21 protein-coding genes are annotated in these 20,706 nt (G+C 35.2%); 18 read left to right on the top strand and 3 right to left on the bottom strand.

The window, feature by feature from the left end; genetic code table 11:
• Position 1 precedes the first annotated feature (1 nt).
• The 6 genes from MHI57_RS05390 (at position 2) to MHI57_RS05370 (ending at position 7,703) form a co-directional block, all read left to right on the top strand.
• Positions 2-1,591 (top strand): class I adenylate-forming enzyme family protein, encoded by a 1,590-nt coding sequence (locus MHI57_RS05390; RefSeq protein ID WP_340975317.1) that lies wholly within the window; start codon positions 2-4, stop codon positions 1,589-1,591.
• A gap of 48 nt (positions 1,592-1,639) precedes the next feature.
• Positions 1,640-3,520, top strand: coding sequence for an alkyl/aryl-sulfatase (locus tag MHI57_RS05385; protein ID WP_340975315.1), 1,881 nt, complete (start codon positions 1,640-1,642; stop codon positions 3,518-3,520).
• Positions 3,521-3,615: 95 nt separating this feature from the next.
• A complete protein-coding gene (locus MHI57_RS05380; RefSeq protein WP_340975314.1) occupies positions 3,616-5,331 on the top strand; it encodes a SulP family inorganic anion transporter in 1,716 nt (571 codons plus the stop codon).
• A gap of 288 nt (positions 5,332-5,619) precedes the next feature.
• Positions 5,620-5,949, top strand: coding sequence for a transposase (locus MHI57_RS25035; protein ID WP_251161713.1), 330 nt, complete (start codon positions 5,620-5,622; stop codon positions 5,947-5,949).
• On the top strand, positions 5,946-6,797 hold the full coding sequence (locus MHI57_RS05375; protein ID WP_328200406.1) for an IS3 family transposase: 852 nt from the start codon (positions 5,946-5,948) through the stop codon (positions 6,795-6,797). Before MHI57_RS25035 ends, MHI57_RS05375 begins: the two co-directional genes overlap by 4 nt.
• Before the next feature lie 189 nt (positions 6,798-6,986).
• Positions 6,987-7,703, top strand: a complete 717-nt coding sequence (locus MHI57_RS05370; RefSeq protein WP_095372895.1) for a hypothetical protein — start codon at positions 6,987-6,989, stop codon at positions 7,701-7,703.
• Here MHI57_RS05370 and MHI57_RS05365 read toward each other — a convergent pair.
• Complete coding sequence (locus tag MHI57_RS05365) at positions 7,678-7,848, bottom strand: hypothetical protein (RefSeq protein WP_157733954.1); 171 nt, start codon at positions 7,846-7,848, stop codon at positions 7,678-7,680. The genes MHI57_RS05370 and MHI57_RS05365 overlap by 26 nt on opposite strands.
• Positions 7,849-7,996: 148 nt before the next feature.
• On the opposite strand from MHI57_RS05365, the gene MHI57_RS05360 reads away from it, so the two are divergent.
• Positions 7,997-8,179, top strand: coding sequence for a YozD family protein (locus MHI57_RS05360; RefSeq protein ID WP_095372896.1), 183 nt, complete (start codon positions 7,997-7,999; stop codon positions 8,177-8,179).
• Positions 8,180-8,253: 74 nt separating this feature from the next.
• Here the strand turns inward: MHI57_RS05360 and MHI57_RS05355 are convergent, their stop codons facing one another.
• Complete coding sequence (locus MHI57_RS05355; protein ID WP_095372897.1) at positions 8,254-9,132, bottom strand: glycerophosphodiester phosphodiesterase; 879 nt, start codon at positions 9,130-9,132, stop codon at positions 8,254-8,256.
• Positions 9,133-9,317: 185 nt separating this feature from the next.
• Here MHI57_RS05355 and MHI57_RS05350 point away from each other — a divergent pair, with 185 nt between their 5' ends.
• The 10 genes from MHI57_RS05350 (at position 9,318) to MHI57_RS05305 (ending at position 19,976) form a co-directional block, all read left to right on the top strand.
• Positions 9,318-9,626: a YodL domain-containing protein gene (locus MHI57_RS05350; protein ID WP_095372898.1), complete on the top strand. Its 309-nt coding sequence runs from the start codon at positions 9,318-9,320 to the stop codon at positions 9,624-9,626.
• Between the two features lie 131 nt (positions 9,627-9,757).
• A complete protein-coding gene (gene deoD / locus MHI57_RS05345; RefSeq protein WP_307313278.1) occupies positions 9,758-10,459 on the top strand; it encodes a purine-nucleoside phosphorylase in 702 nt (233 codons plus the stop codon).
• Positions 10,460-10,768: 309 nt separating this feature from the next.
• Entirely contained in the window at positions 10,769-11,626 is an 858-nt protein-coding gene (locus MHI57_RS05340; RefSeq protein ID WP_095372900.1) for a M15 family metallopeptidase, read from the top strand.
• A 498-nt stretch (positions 11,627-12,124) separates the two neighbouring features.
• Positions 12,125-13,618: a lmo1851 family serine protease gene (locus MHI57_RS05335; protein ID WP_095372902.1), complete on the top strand. Its 1,494-nt coding sequence runs from the start codon at positions 12,125-12,127 to the stop codon at positions 13,616-13,618.
• Positions 13,619-14,047: 429 nt separating this feature from the next.
• Complete coding sequence (locus MHI57_RS05330) at positions 14,048-15,283, top strand: multidrug effflux MFS transporter (RefSeq protein ID WP_340975311.1); 1,236 nt, start codon at positions 14,048-14,050, stop codon at positions 15,281-15,283.
• A gap of 5 nt (positions 15,284-15,288) precedes the next feature.
• Positions 15,289-16,494 (top strand): MDR family MFS transporter, encoded by a 1,206-nt coding sequence (locus MHI57_RS05325; protein ID WP_340975308.1) that lies wholly within the window; start codon positions 15,289-15,291, stop codon positions 16,492-16,494.
• 181 nt (positions 16,495-16,675) lie between these two features.
• Positions 16,676-17,569, top strand: a complete 894-nt coding sequence (locus MHI57_RS05320; protein WP_095372905.1) for an LCP family protein — start codon at positions 16,676-16,678, stop codon at positions 17,567-17,569.
• Positions 17,566-17,994 carry a hypothetical protein gene (locus MHI57_RS05315; RefSeq protein WP_340975305.1) on the top strand — a complete coding sequence of 143 codons (429 nt, stop codon included), beginning with the start codon at positions 17,566-17,568 and terminating at the stop codon, positions 17,992-17,994. The genes MHI57_RS05320 and MHI57_RS05315 overlap by 4 nt, the downstream gene beginning before the upstream one ends.
• Before the next feature lie 22 nt (positions 17,995-18,016).
• The gene (locus MHI57_RS05310; RefSeq protein ID WP_340975303.1) at positions 18,017-18,937 is read left to right on the top strand and encodes a CobW family GTP-binding protein; all 921 of its coding nucleotides are present in this window, start codon (positions 18,017-18,019) and stop codon (positions 18,935-18,937) included.
• Positions 18,938-19,157: 220 nt separating this feature from the next.
• Positions 19,158-19,976, top strand: coding sequence for a hypothetical protein (locus MHI57_RS05305; protein ID WP_322909516.1), 819 nt, complete (start codon positions 19,158-19,160; stop codon positions 19,974-19,976).
• Positions 19,977-20,067: 91 nt separating this feature from the next.
• Here the strand turns inward: MHI57_RS05305 and MHI57_RS05300 are convergent, their stop codons facing one another.
• A complete protein-coding gene (locus tag MHI57_RS05300; RefSeq protein WP_095372909.1) occupies positions 20,068-20,310 on the bottom strand; it encodes a DNA alkylation repair protein in 243 nt (80 codons plus the stop codon).
• A gap of 100 nt (positions 20,311-20,410) precedes the next feature.
• Here MHI57_RS05300 and MHI57_RS05295 point away from each other — a divergent pair, with 100 nt between their 5' ends.
• Complete coding sequence (locus MHI57_RS05295; protein WP_307313298.1) at positions 20,411-20,674, top strand: hypothetical protein; 264 nt, start codon at positions 20,411-20,413, stop codon at positions 20,672-20,674.
• Positions 20,675-20,706 lie beyond the last annotated feature (32 nt).

The following is a 20,706-nucleotide window of genomic DNA, read 5'->3' as shown; positions in this document are numbered from 1 at the left end:
GATGAGTATAGAGACTATTCAAGGTTATATGAATAAAGCATTAAAACGATTTGAAGAGCATCCTGCAGTAACATTCATGTCAACAAATGAAACCTTAACCTACCGTGAATTACGGAAAGAAATAGACAAAATTGCCAGTTTTTTAGTTCATTTAGGTGTAAAAAAAGGGTCGCACGTTGCTTATCTCATTCCAAATAGTATAGAATTCGTTCTATTTAGCCAAGCTGTTGCTCGCTGCGGTGCAACTTCAATTCCAATGGGTGTTAAGTTAGGCGTTCGTGAAGTTGACTTTATTTTAAATGATTCTGATACGGATTTTGTCATTATGGCAACGGAAATGCATATGAAAACAGTATTGAAATATGTAAATGATAAAAAAGAGCAACATCAATCCGTAAAAGTACTGGGATTGGCGGGTTTTAATCTACAATACCCTGAAGAATTTACTACGGTAAGCAGACAAGAGATTCAAAAGGTCGAAAATGTGTCGTCATTCCCAGACATGTTACCTGAGGATATCTCTATGATTTCCTATACCGGGGGGACAACAGGCAGGCCAAAAGGTGTTCTGCACTCTCAAGGAGGAAAAGCTGCTGCACTTATTGCGAGCTTCATAGAGTTTCCAATGGATGATCGCGATAAAGTGTTATTAACAACCCCGCTTCAGCATTCAGCGGGAAGTTTAATGCTACGGGCGTTAGCTGGTGGAGCGCATATTTATATTGATAATTTTAAGCCGGATACATTTTTAAAGACGGTGCAAGAAAAAAAGATTACAGTTACATTCACGGTGCCAACTATCATTTACAGAATCATCGACAAAGTGAAAAAGGTGAAATTTGATGTTAGTTCTTTACGAAGCATTCACTACGGTTCTTCGCCAATTTCTTCCGAAAGATTAAAAGAAGCGATGGAGCTGTTTGGACCGGTATTTGTGCAGCAATATGGAGCAACTGAAGCGAACGTTCTTATCACAAGAATGCACAAATTCGATCACGTACGAGCATTAGAGACAGGTGCTAAGTTTCTCCAGAGTTGTGGAAAACCTTGTTTAATGACCGAGATTCGAATAATAGACGAGGAAGGTCAAGATGTTAAAGCATACGAAAAAGGAGAAGTGATTTTAAAATCACCGTACTTAATGGAAGGCTATTATAAAAGGCCCGATTTAACATTAGAAGCAATCAAAGATGGCTGGTTTCATACAGGAGATATTGGACAATTTGATGAAGAAGGTTTTTTGTATATTGTTGATAGAAAGAAAGATATGATCATCTCAGGTGGAATGAACGTCTATTCTGTTGAAGTTGAAAAAGTTGTTAATCAACATCCTTCAGTTGTTATGAGTGCATGTATTGGCGTACCGGACCCAGATTGGGGCGAACTAGTAACAGTTTTTGTTGTTTTACGTGATGGGCTGAAGTGTTCCGATGAAGAAATTATTGAGTTCTGTAAAGCGCGGACATCTAGTTATATGGTACCTAAAAAAGTCTATTTTAAAGAAAATTTACCATTAACTCAAATAGGAAAAATTGATAAAAAAGAATTGAAAAAGGACTTCTGGAAAGATAAAGAAAGACAAATAAATTAAAAAGTATGAGAAATCATATCTCATCTCTTAATCTAGGAGGTATATTAAATGTCAGGTACTGTTCCGACAAGTCATTTATCCAAGCTCCCAAAGAATGCTACTACTGTGACAAAAAAAGCTAACAAGGATTTTTTTGAATCCCTAAATTTTGAAAACAAGCAAGATTATGAAGATGCAGATAGGGGTCTAATTGCTCCGTATGAAAATAGGATAGAAAATTTAAATATCCAAAATCAGCCATCTCCTGAAACTGTAAATCCAAGCTTGTGGAGAAATGTACAATTACAGGCAAAATCAGGTCTTTATAAAGTCGTAGAAGGTGTGTATCAAGTTCGCGGACTTTCGTTAGCTACCGTGATTTTTGTTGAAGGGAAAAGCGGAGTCATTGTCATTGATACTTCATCTAGTAATTCTGCTGCAGATGCGGCCATTGAATTATATTTTAGTTATCGACCTAAAAGGCCAGTTACTGCAATTATCATCAGCCAAAGCCATGCTGATCATTTTGGGGGTACACATTCAATTCTTCAATATGCTGAGACATCCACAATTCCAATTATTGTCCCTGAACATTTTACACAAGAGATGTTCAGTGAAAATGTCCTATTAGGTCCAATAATGTCTAGGCGTGCATCCTATCAGTTTGGTATAGGGTTACCAGTGGGAGAAAAAGGGTTTTTATCCGCAGGCATCGGAACTGTTTTCCACTCAGGTAATGGTTTTGAAATGCCTAATAGAGAAATAAAAGAAGAGATTGAGCAATTAACAATAGATGGTATTAATTTCGAATTCCTGTTAACACCAAATACTGAAGCACCAGCAGAAATGCACTTTTATATTCAGGATTACAAAGTATTATTTGTATCAGAAAATGTTAATAAAACAATGCATCAAATTTATACGATTAGAGGGGCAAAAACTCGCGATACGCTAGAATGGGTGAAGGCAATCGATAAAACCATTGATCTTACTATGAGTAAAGAGATTGATGCTTTAGTCATGGCACATGCCTGGCCAGTATGGGGAAAAGAGCAAGCTTTAGAACATTTAGTATTACAACGTGACCTTTACAAATATATCCATGATCAAACCGTTCGTCTAGCCAATTACGGGTATACAATGGAAGAAATAGCAGAAGAGCTCAAGCTACCTGAGACGTTGGACCAATATTGGGGTAATCGAGGATACTATGGTACTTTAAAGCATAATTCTAAAGGGATTTATAATTTCTATCTAGGATATTATAGTGGCCATCCTTCTGATTTGGATCCACTTCCCCAAGTTGAATCAGGTCAAAAATATGTAAGTTACATGGGTGGCTCTGCTCATGTGGTCAAACAAGCGAAAGCAGATTTTGAAAACGGGCAATATCGTTGGGTTGCTCAAGTATTAAAACATGTAGTGATGGCAGAACCGGACAATAAGGAAGCAAAAGAGTTATTAGCAGACACCTTTGAACAATTAGGATATCAGGCCGAATCAGCTAATTGGCGTAACGCTTATCTTATCGGTGCGTCAGAACTAAGAAATGGGACTAGGAAGAAGGGAGCAATAGCAAAAGGTCATTCGGGAATGATGCTTAAAATGCCATTTGATGAATTCTTTAAATTACTTTCTGTAAGATTAAATGGTCCGAAAGCAGCAGATAAAAAAATGATCATGAATGTTTCTCTATCAGATGTAGAGGAGAAATACACCATTTATCTCGAAAATTGTGTATTAAATAAGAGAAATAAACTAGATGATAATCCAGATCTTTCATTCATTAGTAATAAGGCAACATTTTATGCGATTGTAAATGGAATCCTTGACCCAAGGGAAGCTGTTACTTCAAACAAACTAAAATTATTTGGAGACCAAACAAAATTGGATGAATTTTTAAACCTACTCGATCATTTTGATCAGTTTATTAATATTGTAACTCCTTAATGGATAGGGCAGAAATGCCCTATTTCTTATCTTAGGCAGTACCAAGGTAATCTCTCTAATCTCATGTATAGAAAGCTCAAAAAGGATAGGTTGATATGTTAGATAAAAAATATAATCCTTTCACTTTGATTAGATCATACAAATTACAAACACTAAAAAAAGATTTCATTTCAGGAATCACTCTTTTTGTCATGCTGGTCCCCCAAGGAATGGCTTATGCGATGTTAGCGGGACTTCCACTAATAATGGGTCTATATGCATCAACCTTACCATTAATCATATATGCATTATTTGCTTCTTCTAGGCATTTATCCGTTGGGCCAACTGCTATAACCTCATTATTGGTTTTTTCAGGTGTATCTTTACTTGAAAAACCGGGCACCTATGAATATATCACTCTTGTAATCTTTTTAGCTTTGATGGTTGGGATTTTTCAACTTCTCTTAGCTGTGTTGAAAATGGGGATGATTGTAAACTATATTTCTCCGTCGGTTTTGGGAGGCTACACCTCTGCTGCTGCCATAATTATTGGATTAAGTCAATTAAAGCATTTATTGGGAATAACATTAGGAACTTACCTACAAATACACCTAATATTTATAGATTTAGTCAATGGGATTCCGAAGATACATTTTTTAACACTTTTGATTGGGGGATGCAGCATAGTATTTTTACTTGTACTAAAAAAAATAAATGCTAGAATTCCGGGTGCGTTACTATTGATTGTTTTTTCCATTATAAGTGTCTATGCCTTTGATTTACATGAACGAGGTGTTCAAATTGTCAGAGGGGTACCAAGTGGCTTGCCTATTCCGGTTTTTCCAACAATTACGCTAGATGCAGTTAGGCAATTAATCCTTCCTGCACTTACCATTGCGCTATTAGGGTTTATGGAGTCACTTTCTATAGGAAAAACAATTGCAGAAAAAGAAGGTTATAAAATAAATCCTAATCGAGAGCTAACCGCTTTAGGATTTGCCAATTTTTCAGGGTCCTTTTTTCAAATATTACCAATTAATGGTAGTTTTTCAAGGAGTGCAGTAAACTATCAAAGTGGTGGAGTTACACAAATGGTATCCATATTTACAAGCGTACTTGTTATAATTGCCCTCCAATTTTTTACTACTTATTTTTATTATCTGCCTAATGCAGTATTAGCTGCAGTTATCATCGTAGCGGTCTATAAACTAATAGATTTCAAGCAAATAAGGAAATGGTTTAATATAAAGGCAATTGATGGTTGGAGCTGGTTAGTTACTTTTACTGCGACATTAGTTATTGGCATTCAATGGGGAATAGTTATTGGGGTTGTTTTTAATTTCAGCCTTTTATTAATTAAGATATCTAGACCTAGGGTCATAGAAATGGGATATTTAGAAAAGGAGAAAGTATTTCGAGATATAAAACGATTTCCAAATGCAAAAACGCGAGATGATTTGATTATTGCACGAATAGACTCTTCTATACATTTTTCAAATATTTCATATTTAGAGCATAAATTAAATGAGCTTATATTGATAAAACCTAATGCTAAATTAGTCATTGTTGATTTTTCAGGAGTAAATGATATAGATGCACACTCTTTTAAATCCTTAGAAGAAATGATAGAACAATTAAAACATGAAAAGGGGATTTCTATATACTTTGTCGGTATGAAAGGACCCATCAGAGATACGGCAGCAAAAGCAGGATGGACAAAGAAGTTTGCAAAAGAGCTTAGCTATATCTCTATATTACAATTACTTGAAGATAAACAAATAAAGTTTTATGCTCAACGGGAAAGTGGTGATTCTTTTCTATATATGAGGTGAAAGACTGTTCATCACTTGTGAAGAGAGTAAATAGTTATGAAGGCTTTAATCAAAACAGTATAATCTTCTTTTGTTTCCCTAGACGATGAGAAAACAAAAGATAAGAAAAATAGAAATGATGATAAGCTTATAAACTTGAAGTAGATAACAAATAGATAGTAGTGCAATTCAAAATAGATAAAGAATAAAAAAGCTGAGTGAGGTGTTAATGTCCCCTTTAAGTAGACATTCAAAAAAACCTTCATGTTACCATGAAGGAAAGAATGCTACCTTGGAGGGGATTTTTCTATGGCAAAGAAAGGACAAACTTTTAATAGTTATTCGGAAGAGTTTAAACATAATGCCGTCATGAAATATGTGAATGGGTCTAAAAGTTATAAAGCATTGGCAGAGGAACTGGGAATCCGTCACTGCAGCCAGCTTAAAGTGTGGGTTAAGAAATGGAAAGAAGGAGCCCCGTTTGATGAGCGTAAAGGAGTTTCTAATCCTTTAAAAGGCAGGCCTAGGACTAAATTTAAGTCGGTTGAAGAGGAAAGGGATTATTTGAAAGCACAAGTTGAATTTCTAAAAAAGCAGTATCCAAATCTGGTAAAGGAGGAGAAAACCCCAGACGAATGAAATATGAATTGGTGGATGAGTTAAGGGTTACCTATCCGGTCTCCTGGCTGTTGGAGATTGCCTATATCAAACCGGCTAGCTACTACAAATGGAGAAAAAACAATCATAAACGCGAAGCAAAAGTTAGGGATGAACAAAAGATTCGAGAGCACATTTTGGGCATACATTTTATGCATCCCGAATATGGACGACCCCGTATTACAGACGAATTAAATGAAAACGGGTATTTAATTAATCACAAAAAGGTCTACCGATTGATGACGGCAATGAACATACAATCAGTCATCCGAAAAAAGAGAAAACGACATGGTCATAGTCCTTCTAACCTCTTTCCTAACCGTCTGAAAAGGAAGTTCAAGGCGGTAGGACCTAATCAAAAAATGGTAACGGATATCACATTTGTGTCTGTTGGCGAAGAATATTATTATTTATCGGTCATACAGGATCTCTTTAATAACGAAATAGTAAGTTGGGAGCTAGCCCAAAGAAATGATTTGGAACTTGTGTTAAAAACGGTAGAGAAATGGACAAAGAAAAAAGACGTGGCTGGAGCCGTTCTCCATTCGGATCAAGGCTTCCAGTACACGTCAAAAATATACGGCAACCGATTAAAGGATTATGGCATCAAAGGCAGCCACTCTCGCAAAGGAAACTGCCTGGACAATGCCTGTATAGAATCATTCTTTTCACACCTCAAAACCGAGAAGCTGTATATAAGTAAGTGTAAGGGAGAAGAAGAACTAGAGCAAGCTCTTGAGGATTACATTTACCATTACAATTACAAACGAAGACAAAAGAAACTAAAGAAACGCGCGCCGATTGAATATCGACACGCGCTCACTGCTTAGCTTTTTATGTTGTCTACTTGACAGGGGCAAGACCAAGGTAAAATCTTATTCAGTTTTTTTGCGTAAATAAACATATGATGAAGATGGCCCTAAAAAAATTTGGACGGCCCTGTATACGAGCGAAAATGCTTTTTCATGCATATACTATCTTAATTAAAAGTCACGACTATATTGGAAAGGATGAGGGCAATGGTTAATCGTAAAAAACCGAAATATGAAGTTGGTGATACAGTCGTGATTACAATTTATGGAACGGTAGGGAAAGTAACAGATGTAAAATGGCTTGATGGTATGTATGTTTATGAAGTGAATAAAAGTGATGGTCTCTATTTGGAGTCAAGTTTACAGCCTCTTTCAGAGTTTGAAGGAGATGTAAGTGATAAGGAGCATGTAGATATTGAGTACCAATACTTTTTTGGGGACCTTGTCCAAGTGAAAGGATATGGTACTGAGATTTTTAAAGTAGTCGGCTTCCGTACCGAGATTTGGCGTTATAAAGAAGATGCATGGGAAGACGTCATTTATGAGTTATCTCGAATATCTGACGGAGAGTGGCTTGAGGCTGGTGAAGAGGAACTTTCCTTATTATCTGATGCCGAACAGGCTGACGAATTTATAGAAAAATTAGGGATGTTGTTTCTTATTAACCAACAAGCATTGAACGAAATAAAGAATTCTGAGGATGTTTGTTATCAAGATGTTGATTCAAATCTAATGGATCGTACTAACGAAGAGAAACAAATCATAGATGGTTTGCTAGACATATATAATGACTATTCTTTTTTGTACAACTTTTTTCAAGATGAAGAATATAAAAAAGCAATGAAAATCATCTTGAAAAAGCTAGAAACCATCACAACAAAAGTAAAAAAAGTTAATCTTACAAAAGATGAAACAGTTGAATAATTGCCACTGACATGACAGGAATGCCTACTAGTAAAACAGCGATGAATAAAAAATGTAATAATCGATCAAATAGTTGTAGACATTTTCCTTCTTCATTATTTATATCTTCTACAAAACGATCGCAGACTGCTGTGAATTTTTCCATCTAATCAACCTTTCAAAACTAGTGATAGAAAATATTTATGTACTTTTACTAGATTTAATGACAAAAGAATAAAAAAATATTTTTCTATTGAAATGTTGCATGTTTCATTAATGTGTCACATACAATTTGTACAAAGGGGGAGTCGCATATGAAGGAAATTGAAGTTTTTATTGATACTGAAGAAATTGCAGAATTTTTCTTTCATGAGTTGACTAAAAGAGGGTTCGTTCCTGTAGAGCAAGAAGTAGATGAATTAGCTGATATTACATTTGAATACTTAATCAAAAAGTGTATTATCGATGAAGATGTAAGTTTTGATTCGGAAGAGTAAGAAACAAGATAAACAAAAACCCAACCAACTATTCATGTTCCTTTATGGAGCTATAGTTGATTGGGTTTTTATATTTATACAAAGAATCTTTCTAATAGTTTATGACCTTCTATAAATGATTGTAGAAATGCATAATATCTATTCTCTTCTCTCCGCTCCAAACTATTCGAAATAATTCCATCTACACCTAATAATTGCATTTGCTTGAACTGTGATGGGGTAACTATCGTCCAGGCATAGATCGTATATCCATAATGTTGTGCTTGTTGAATGAATGAATGTGTTAAATTCGTATAATGAATCGATAAAAAACTAATTTCTGTCTTATACGTATACATTTGAATAAGATTAATAGGCGCGGTTAAGACAAGGCCAATGGGAAAGTCAGGAGCGCGTTGTGTAAATTGCTGTAATGTATCAATATGAAAGGATTGGATTTGTAACATTTTTTCAGGGACACCAGCATTTACAGTTTGTTTTAGCAGAGTTGCCAATTGATCTACAATTTCTGGAGTTTCTGTGCCAGGTTTTATTTCTATTAACAGAACGATCTTTCCAGCAAACTCATCTAACACTTCTTGTAATAATGGAATTTTCTCTTCAGAAAAACGTTGACTGTACCAACCGCCCGCATTGAGTTTTTGTAACTCTGATACTGACATATTTCTCACTAAACCTTCACCATTTGTGGTCCGGTTAACAGATGAATCATGTATGACGACAATTTTTTTATCTTTACTTAAATGGATATCTAATTCGATAACATCAAAACCATTGTTTAGCGCAGAATGAAAGGCGGCCATTGTATTTTCAGGTGCTGAAGCAACGTCTCCACGATGTGCAATTTTTGTATAGTTTTTGTATGGGAATACCCAATGTAATGAGCTGCATATGATGGAAATACAAACAAACAACAAAAAGAATTTATGGAAGTGAATCTTCTCTCGTTTCAAATTATCCCTCCCTTTTGTACCACCACTATGTTTAATACTAGTTTATGAAAGAAAAATAAAATTGTAAGCGTTTTCATAATAAAATTTCTCTTTAATCGACAAAAATAGGCGAATTTCTTTGAAGGAAATAAACGTAGAAAAAGCTAATATATTGTTTAAAATAATCATTTATTGGAGGGGTATATATGATCAAGACTTTTGTAAAACCAAGAACAAAAGAATATGATGTTACCATTTTTCAAACTCCAAAATATAGAGAAACTCGGGGCTATCGAGAAGTTTATCGAACACTTATTGAAGGTGCAAATCATGAAGAATGTTTATCAACTGTATTTAAGCAATTTAATGTCCTTGATCGCATGCCGTTTGATTTCCAAGGGAGGTTTTTATCAACGGGAGATATTTTATATATTGATGAAGGGAGAAGAGGGCAATATTATTATCAATTAAAGTCGGGTGGTTGGGCCTTAGTGAACCGAATAATGGTTAGGTAATAAAATGTTTGTTCATATTTATCTATATGAATGGTATGTAGTGAAAAACTTAGCTTCCCCTTTTCATTTCCATCATCACTCATCCTATGCTATATTTTAGATAATGAACGATTAATAGATGGAGGAATATGATGAGTGTACATATTGGAGCAAAAGAACATGAAATTGCAGAAACAGTTTTACTACCAGGTGATCCATTAAGGGCAAAATATATTGCAGAAAACTTTTTAGAAGATGTAAAGTGCTATAATGAAGTCCGCAATATGTTTGGTTATACAGGCACTTATAAAGGTAAAAGAATATCTGTTCAGGGTACTGGAATGGGCGTTCCTTCCCTTTCTATTTATGTGAACGAACTGATTAATAGTTATAATGTAAAAAACTTGATCCGTGTTGGTACATGCGGAGCCATCCAAAAAGATGTAAAAGTAAGAGATGTGATCCTTGCGATGACTGCTTCCACGGACTCACAAATGAATCGTTTAACTTTTGGTGGAGTTGATTATGCACCAGCAGCTGATTTCGATCTATTGCGCAGAGCTTATGACAGTGGGGTAAGTAAAGGATTGGAATTGAAGGTTGGGAATGTTTTTACAGCTGATATGTTCTACAATGATAATGCTGAACATGAAAAATGGGCACAGTACCAAATTCTTGCTATCGAAATGGAAACAGCAGCACTTTATACGTTAGCAGCTAAGCATGCAAGAAAAGCTCTTTCTGTCCTTACAGTGAGTGATCATATTATTACTGGTGAAGAAACTACATCTGAAGAAAGACAAACGACTTTTAACGAAATGATTGAAGTAGCATTAGAAGCAGCAATTTCATAAATCGTACATGTTAGCGAGTGATTATTTTTTCATAGTCACTCGCTTTTCTTTTGCCTTAAGGTAAAAGTTAAAGCAGATGTACATCCGTATGAAGGGAAGTATTTTATGAAGACATCTTTTCTAAGAATTGTTATTTCCCTCGTTTCTCTAGTGAATCTGTAGCTACTTAAAGTGGTCCTCTTCTCATTTGTTATTGGTAGAATCACTAATAGTAAGGTTCATAGATTATGCCTTTCTCTTCTTTCGCAATTTATTATATAAAGTGTTATGATAGACGTTGACATAAAGAAAGAGAATAGGGGAAAAGTAATGAAGAAAGTACTTGCAGGAACAGTTACAGTTGCTCTTTTTCTTGGAGGCTGCAGTCAATTAGATCCTTATTTAGAAAAAATACCTTTTCTATCTAATTCGGAACCAACTTCAGTAGATGAGCCTGTAGAAAAAGAAGAGGACAATCAGCAAGAAACAGAAAACAATCCAACTGAACAACCTCCCGAACAAGATGAACAAAATGAAGATGACCTAACATTAGCTTCTCAATTTTTTAATCAAATTGAAGATGTGGATGGAAAACCAACAATAGCAAACCCAACAAACTTGATGGTAATGGTGAATAAAGACTTTGCTTTACCGGCAGATTATGCTCCTGAAGATCTTGTTCGTGCAGATGTTGAATATTCTTTCGGAGATCAAGATATTGAAAAAAGTTACCTTAGAAAAGAAGCCGCAGATGCATTAGAAGAATTATTCTCTGCAGCTAAAAAAGAAAAAATAGCGTTATTTGCTGTTTCGGGGTATCGTTCATATGATCGGCAGGAAGCAGTTTTCCAAGCAGAGGTAAATAGCGTAGGTGAGGAAAAAGCTTCAGAAGCAGTTGCTCTACCTGGAAGTAGTGAACATCAAACAGGATTAGCGATGGATATTTCAAGTCCTTCAGTCGATTACACGTTAACTCAAGATTACGAAGATACAACAGAAGGTAAATGGCTAAAAGAGAATGCACATAAGTACGGCTTTATTTTACGGTATCCAAAAGGTAAAGAAGAAATAACAGGATACAAATTTGAACCTTGGCATTTTCGCTATGTTGGAAAAGAAGCAGCGAAAGTCATTTTTGAGAAAGATCTAACATTAGAAGAATACTTTGAGTCTGTAAAAGAAATTTAAGTACGCTTCTTCATAAAAATGTACCAAAAAGCGATTAATGGAATAATAGGGAAAAGAAAAAAGTATTGAAAAAAATGATCAATACGAAATAAATAACAACTCAATGGCAGGAATAAAACGAAACTTAATAATGCTTGAACATAAGAATGATTAAATATTCCTGAGATAAGAAAGATAATAGATAAAGCAAAACAGCACCATAGTAATATACCAGGAATCATGCATTCATTCTCCTTTCATCATTTATGTAATGATTATGTGGGGTTTGGGGAAATTAGAAGTGAACAAATGAGATTCACTTTGTAGAAGAAGACTTTCCCCATTTAATCGATACATAATAAAAGAAGCTTGAATTCTTGAGATGAAAGGAATACATAAGAAAAATCTTCCTCTTTTCCAAAGAAATAAGATATAATTTTCATTACAGTAGTACAGTTATTGATACCGATAACGCCAATAAAGAATCTTAAACTTGAGTAAGCATCACAGCTTACAGTGATGAAAGTGGTGAAAGGGTTGTCTAATGAAGTAAATAATGATGAAGAAAAACAGGAAGTAAAGGATAAGCCTAAGCTAATAAAAATGAAGTTATTCCCGTTTATTATGCTTGTATTCATCCTCGTTTTTGTTACAGCTGGAATCACCACATTAGCATTGTCTTTCGGTGATGAGAAGGCCGTAAATGTAGGAACGAATGAAAGAAGTGAATTTTCAAAGTTATATAAAGCCTATGATTCCTTGAACGAAAATTATTTCCAAGAAATTGATTCGGGTGAATTAATTAATGGAGCTATCAATGGGATGCTAGATTCTCTAGATGATCCATATTCTGATTATATGAATGAAGATGAAGCTGCTAATTTCCATCAAAGCATCTCCTCTTCTTTTGAAGGAATTGGCGCTGAAATTACAGAACAAGACGGACAAATTGTCATTGTTTCACCATTAAAAGGTTCACCTGCAGAAGATGCTGGTCTACAACCAAATGACCAAATTGTCTCTGTTGATGGCAAGAGCTTGCAAGGAATGAGTTCTTCAGAAGCTGTCCTATTAATAAGAGGCGAAAAAGGTTCCAAAGTAGAACTGGAAATTGCTCGTGGTGGTAACAGTGAACCGATGAATGTAACAATTACGAGAGATACAATTCCTCTTGAAACGGTATATGGCGAAATGTTAGAAGATGATATCGCCAAAGTTCAGATCACTTCTTTTTCTGAAAATACAGCGCAAGAACTCGTTGATGTATTAAATGATTTAGAGGAAAAAGGGATGAAGGGTCTAGTTTTAGATTTAAGACAAAACCCTGGCGGATTATTAGATCAAGCAATTGAAATTTCGAGCTTGTTTGTACCTGAAGGCGAAATTTTATTCCAAATTGAAGATCGTAATGGGAATAGGGAGGCCGTGCAAGCTCCTAATGGCAAGCAAATGGAGACGCCTCTAGTAGTAGTTATTGATGAAGGTAGTGCTAGTGCTTCTGAGATATTAGCAGCTGCCGTTCATGAATCAGCTGATGTAAGTCTAGTCGGTAAAAAGTCATTTGGTAAAGGAACTGTACAACGTGCTCAAGATTTTACTGACGGCTCAAATATGAAATTTACAACAGAAAAATGGTTAACGCCAGATGCAAATTGGATTCATGAAAAAGGTATTGAGCCTGATTATGAAGTTTCCTTGCCTGAATATGCTTCCTTGCCTTATATTAATCCTGAGAAACCATTAAAAAAATCGGAATCATCAAGTCAAATTAAGGCAGCACAGCAGATGTTAGAGGCACTGGAATATGAGCTTGATAAAAATGATGGATTCTTTGATGAAGAGACAGAAGCTGCAGTGAAAGCATTCCAAAAGGATAATGAATTGGATGAAACTGGAGTCATTGAAGGTGAAACAACCGTGAAACTAATGGAAGCTTTACGTGAAAAGCTTCTAGAGAACGATACTCAAATCAAAAAAGCAATAGAAGTTTTAAAAGAAGAAATGAAAAAATAACTCATTCTAGCTTCTATACAACATGTGAAAATCGTTTAAGCGACCATAACCCTTTAATTTATAAGGGTTATGGTCGTTTCTTTTTTTAATCAAAATCAACAATTGATATGCTTCTTTTTTTTTGTGAGATGGTAGTTTTTACAGTTAATTTTAAGACTGAGAAAGAATATGATGAGTTTACGCTTCATTGAAAGACAAATTATGTGAAACGCCTCGCAAAAGAGGGTTTACTTGTCATTTAGATAGCCCGAGATTAGCACTAAATAGAAAATAGCAAACGGAGGCTTTAGTTGTTGAGCTTTAATATAAATTTAAAATATTTATTTCGCTTGACGAATTTATTTAAAAAAGACTGATGTTTTTTTAAAGGTTTTATGGTAAATTAGCAATATTCTAAAATTGTATTGAAGATGGAAAGAAGGATGTGTGATGTACGAAACGAGTGAATTAAGTAACGATAAGGAGGAAAGTAGAAGTAAGCGCCTCATGCTGGCCGTTATTCTGGGATTGTTATCTGCTTTTGGGCCACTATCCTTAGATATGTATCTTCCGGCATTACCTAATCTAGCAGATGATCTGCAAACAAGTGCATCCTATGCACAATTAAGCTTAACAGCATGTATGGTTGGTTTAGCTTTAGGACAAATTTTTGCCGGGCCAATTAGTGATATGGTTGGCCGTAAGAGGCCGTTAATAGTTGGACTTATTTTATATTGTCTCATTTCAGTTGCCTGCATGGCCTCTCCAAACATTGAATTATTCATCATATTAAGGTTTATTCAGGGATTAGCCGGGGCTGTAGGAATTGTTATATCAAGAGCCGTAGTTCGAGATTTATACAGTGGTACACAATTAACTAAATTTTTTGCCACACTTAGTTTAATAAACGGGGCAGCCCCTATTTTAGCACCCGTTTTTGGTGGCCAACTATTAACGATTACCTCTTGGAGAGGAGTATTTTTTGTTTTAACATTAATCGGGTTTCTTAGCTTATTACTGGTTATCTTTTCATTACAAGAAAGCTTGTCTGTTGAGAAGAGGTTAAATGGAGGCGTTTTTGTTTCCTTTAGCCGTTTCGGAAAAATCGTAAAAGACCGTAAATTTATGGGATACGCTTTATCTCAAGGTTTTGTTGGTGCTGCAATGTTTGCTTATATTTCTGGATCTCCCTTTGTATTGCAAAATATTTATGGTCTTTCTCCGCAAATGTTTAGTGTTTGTTTTGCAATAAATGGAATTGGCATTATTTTAGGCAGTCAATTAACGGGAAAACTTTCAGAGCGAATACATGAGGGAATTTTATTAGTAGGTGGATTGATGATTGCTTTAGTTGGAGGGGTTACATTACTTCTAAGTGAAATTTTCCATCTAGGTATTTGGGGTGTTCTAATTCCGTTATTTTTAGTTGTTTCTGCTGTTGGAGTAGTTAATACATCAACTTTTTCGTTGGCAATGGCTTCACAAGGTGAAAATGCTGGTAGTGCTTCAGCCTTAATTGGCTTAATGACGTTCTTGCTTGGTGGTATGGCTGCTCCGTTAGTTGGAATAGCTGGTGAATCTTCTTCATGGCCAATGGCATTTATTATTGCTAGTGCAGAAATCTTAGCTCTATTATCTTATTTGTTTCTAGTTAAAGGGCGTATTGTAAAAGAATCGAAAGGATAACCAACATGATTAAACGATTACAAGATTATTATAATCAGTTTCATCGCACGATATGGATTTTACTAGTTGGTACAATCTTATCTCGCGGGGCGGCATTTATGACGTTGCCTTTTTTATCTATATATTTAGTGAATCAGGACTATCCTTCGTTTTTAATTGGCCTCATTATCGGGATGGGTCCATTAATGTCGACAATAGGTGGTTTTATAGGGGGGCATTTATCTGACCAATTTGGAAGAAAGCCGATTATGCTTGTTGCATTAATTGGTACAGCAGCCGCTTATTTTGGCTTTGCTTTGTCCGCCTCAGCTCTTGCTTTTTTGCTACTCAATGCTTTACTTGGTTTGTGTAATTCCTTTTTTGAACCAACTGCACAAGCATTGATGGCCGATTTAACAAAAAAGGAACAAAGAATGAAAGTATTTTCCTTAAGATATGTCGCAATTAATATTGGGGCAGCTGTTGGCCCATTAATCGGGGCTGTATTAGCATTAACAAATGCGACTCTCACTTTTTATATTACTGGGGGTATTTATTTAGCATATATGCTCATTTTATTGTTTACGATTCAGCCTGTTCCTCGTTTGGAGAATAAAGAAAATGTTACTTTGCCTGTTGCCTTTCACATTGTTAGGAGGGATAGGTCGCTATTGTATTATATTCTAGGTGGTATTTTACTTGCGATAGGTTATTCGCAAATGGATTCTAACTTACCACAACACTTTGATAATCGATTGGAGAATGGAGTCGTCATTTATTCATTTCTTTTATCCATTAATGCCATCCTTGTAATTATATTACAATTACCTTTTGCAAAACTGATGGAAAAGGTTCGCCCTTTAAAATCTATGATTATTGGTTCGGCTCTTGTAGCTATTGGGTTATTCTTTTTTGCTATATCCACTCATTGGATAATGGCAGTTATCGGTGTAATCTTATTCACCTTTGGAGAAATATTATCGTTTCCAGCAAGTAGTATATTAATTGATCAATTAGCTTCAGAGGAATTACGTGGCACGTATTTTGGTGCTGCTCAGTTCAGGAATACAGGAAGTTTTATAGGCCCAATGATTGGTGGATACTTGATTGGTATCAGCGGGGGAACGATTGCCTTCTTTGTGATAGCCGTCATTTGTTTATGTAGCATCATTTTCTTTTCAGCAGGAATTAAAAAAGAAGTGATTGTGACAGTTGAAAAGAAATTAAGTTGATAAGCACCGAACAAACTAACAACACGCGTTATATGGGTTGTTAGTTTGTTCTTTTTTTATGAGAAACCGCTCTTACTCTAGGAAGGAAAAAATGTAAAAAACTATTTCCTCTTTTTTAAAGTATAAAGTTGTTCATCTATCCCTACAATGAATGAATAAGGAAAAATAAGGAGGATGAACCGTGAGAAAATATGTCATCATTTTGTTAGCTTTACTATTAGCAGCATGTTCATCTGGCATATCTGAGAAAGATAACCGTCAAAAGGAGAAGGGAACAACATGGAACAATTCAGAACCAAAAACATTTTTACTTGTTGGTGTTGATTCTAGAGGAGAAACAGATTCAAGATCTGATACAATTATGTTAGCTCGGTATGAACCAAAAGAAGAAAGAGTTAAACTAGTCTCTATTATGCGTGATAGCTATGTAGAAATTCCGAATTATGAAAAAGGATACCATAAATTGAATCATGCCTATTTTTTAGGAGGAACGGAATTACTTTCACAAACAATCGAAGAAAATTTTCAAATAAATATTGATCATTCAGTTGTCATTGACTTTAAAGGATTTGCAAATATCCTAAATACTGTTGCTCCAAATGGACTGGAAGTTGATGTTCCTGCAGCAATGATTGAAGATATGAATATGAACATTGAGCCAGGTAAAAACTTTTTGAATGGTGAGCAACTATTAGATTACGTTCGATTTCGTCATGATGATGAATACGATTATGGAAGAGTAAAGCGACAACAGGAAGTGCTTGCTTTATTAAAGGAAGAACTAAAAAACCATATGACATCTATTGAAGGAATCGCCAAATCACCTGAAATGATGAAAATGATTATGGCAAATGTTGATACAGATTTACATATTGATCAGATGTTTGCGATGGCGACCTCTGTATTATTGAATCCAATAACAGATATAGAGACAATGCGGATTCCGGTAGACGATTCATTTGTTGACAAAAATTCTCCACATGCTGGCGCTGTGTTAGATATGGATTATGAAGAAAATATCTCCGCTCTCAGGCAGTTTTTCAAAGAGAAGAATGTCACGGAGGTCAATGGGTGACCGTAATATTTGTGCCATTCTCTTCTATCCTTTACAATGGTTCAATGAAAGAGGTGGTTTCCATGAGGCAGATTGTTCAAATGAATGATAATATGAAGAAGGAGGTCGTTCAGGTCGAACAAACTTGTGAAATGTTAATCGCTGAAATGCTAAGACATTACAAACAACATGAACACTTGGTGATTGAATTCATTCGCTGTAAAAAAGGAAAAGAAGCACAACATGATCAATGTTTAGAAAGCGACTACCAATCTTTTATTGAAGTAGGATTAGAAGAAGAGGATGAATATTTCCCACATGGTTATATTCCCGTATGGAAATGTAAGCAAGAAGAGTTCCAAAAAATAGGTTATATCACCGACGATACGTATGAAATAATAAAAAACAAACTCAGTAATATGATTGAAGAGACAATTGCAGAATAGACTTTAAGGGGAAAAAATAAACATGAGTACAGAGATCTATATATTAGCTGGATTTTTAGGGAGTGGAAAGACAACACTGTTAAAGCAGTTGCTACAGGATGAAAAAGAGAACGGTAGAAAAGTGGCTGTTTTAATGAATGAATTAGGAAAAGTATCAATTGATTCAGATGCAATAGATGAGGACATTCCATTAAGAGAATTATTGGATGGCTGCATTTGTTGTACCATTCAAGACAAATTAGAAGGACAGTTACAAGGTTTATTAACGCTTGAAAAACCAGATGTCATCTATATCGAAGCGACAGGAGCAGCACATCCAGTGGAAGTCTTAGATGCTGTGCTTTCACCACTTTTTGCTAACTCAATTGTCCCTAAAGGTATTATTTCAATCCTTGATAGTGCAAGATGGCTACACAGAAAACAATTGACACCGCAAGTGCTACAGCTTTTAGTTGAACAAATTAGACATGCAGATTGCCTACTTGTTAATAAAATTGACTTGTTATCTGAAGATGAACAAGCAAATGTCATCCAAGAAGTTCAAAGTATTAATTCGACAGCTTTTACATTGTTAACAAAAAATGCAAAAGTACCAATTAAACGAATAAGAGAATTGTCCTTACTGCCGAAAGAAAAACAATCTAGCAGCAGGATTGGCACAGATTTACATTTGAGCACCTTTGTTTATCAATTTAAAGGAGCTGTAGATCGATCTGCTTTTGAGGATTTTTTGAGGGAATTACCTGACATGCTCTATCGAATGAAGGGATATATTAAGTTCTCATCTTTAGCCTATCCACAGCTTTTCCAATTTTCATACGGGATGCCTGTATATTTTCAAGAAGATATGAATATTCCTTTAAACATGGTATTCATCGGAGAAAATATTGATTGGGATAAAATCGAAAGCGGACTACAATCTCTAGAAAAACCAAAAGAATAAATTGATTAAAAATAAACTGAGTAGGATTTTGTTCTTACTCAGTTTTTTTGTGGAATACAGTCCAAGCCTTTAGCTGTTAACAAGTCGAGAGGTGTAATTCTAGAAGCTACTCTGTTATTGTTTTTCATATGGACAAATCCATCCAAAAGTTACTATACATATAAATGCTCATCTTTAGGCAAACTTTACGATGAAACCTAATAAAGAAGAGTGATAAAAGATGAAAAAGTTGAGCATTGTCTCCCTGTTTTTAATGCTTTATTTAGTGTCCCCTATAAAGATGTATAGTATGGTGGATGATGAAATTGGATTACCTATCCAGATGTTGCCTTGGAAAGAAGCGAAAGAACATTTACCGAAGTTTAAGAAGTTTACTGTGCTAGATGTCGATACTGGTAAGCGATTTGATGTCCAACGAAGAGCTGGTAGTGAGCATGCAGATGTTCAACCATTAACGAAAGAAGATACAAAGACAATGAAGGAAATTTATAATGGAAAATGGAGTTGGAAGCGAAGAGCAATTATCGTCATTAGTGATGGAGAATGGATTGCTGCTTCCATGCACGGGATGCCACACGGGGCAGGTGCTTTATCGAATAATTTTCCAGGTCATTTTTGTATTCATTTTTTTGGTAGTACGACACATCGTACCAATTCAATGGATTTATCTCATAAATTGATGATTCTCAAAGCTGCAGGTAAACTTGATGAGTATATGGCAATATCTGATCCGGAAAAAGTATCAGCTGCCTTTATAGCAGGCTTGAAACAACAAGATGCTTATCTCCTGTCTCTTGTCGCATTAAACAAGATAGATGACAAAGCGATTCGTTCGATTGAAAATGTAAAGTTAACTTCAATTGGTCACTTAGAGAAAGGAAATACTGCATTAGTAGTTAATCTTCCCATTCAAGTGGATTGGTATATAAAGAATAAAGGCAAGAAGAGCTATCGGGGTTCCATTCGTTTAGTAAGATTCTCTCCACTTGATCCATGGCAGGTCGATGCTAAGAATTTTTTGTTGAAAAATCGCATTTGACTTTAAATGAGATAGGGAAATGACAAGATAAAAAAAGCGTTCTTAATCGTATCGATTTTGAACGCTTTCTTCATTACTACACCCTTATTTTTTATTGGTTTTCTCCAAACTTAATAAAAGTTTTTTCATCTTCTATTAGGCCACATGCACCGCATTGAATTCTTACTGTTGGACCATTATATTTTAAATGGAAAGCAGTTAAATTTTCTGCTGCGTATTCTTCCAGTACAGAGCCAGATTGTGGATCAAGCTTAACTGAACGCGGATGTTGTTCAATAATATTAAAGCGTGAACGATTAGTTTTACATGATGGACAGCAATATGGTGTAGTCATAGACTAGCCCCTTCCTATTAATGAATTACTTTTATTTTTAACGTTCAATTGAAATTTATGTATGAATCAAGTAGATTCAATATGAGAGGAGTGAATTAAAATGAATAGTAAGGATCTTTTACAAAGCTACCGTTCATTATGGAAAAATAGAGCACTGGCAACAGATGAAGAAAATCCGGATATTGTGTTAATGATAGCAATAGAAAAAGAATTAAGAGATGAAAATGCTCACCCACGAGTAAGAAGAGATAAACAAAAAAAGTTAATTGCTGCGATTAAAAGAATTATTGACTCCTCACTTTCTTCTGATATGAAAGTCGCACTCATTGATATACATTTTGAAATTTTCGATACAATCGATTGAAGGTTTTCACACTTTTAACACAACCATCCGGT

The organism is Cytobacillus sp. FSL K6-0129 (genome assembly GCF_038007625.1).
GTDB classification, from domain to species: domain Bacteria; phylum Bacillota; class Bacilli; order Bacillales; family Cytobacillaceae; genus Cytobacillus; species Cytobacillus kochii.
The sequence above is the reverse complement of the archived record's forward strand: the minus strand, read 5'-3'. Positions and strand labels throughout refer to the sequence as shown.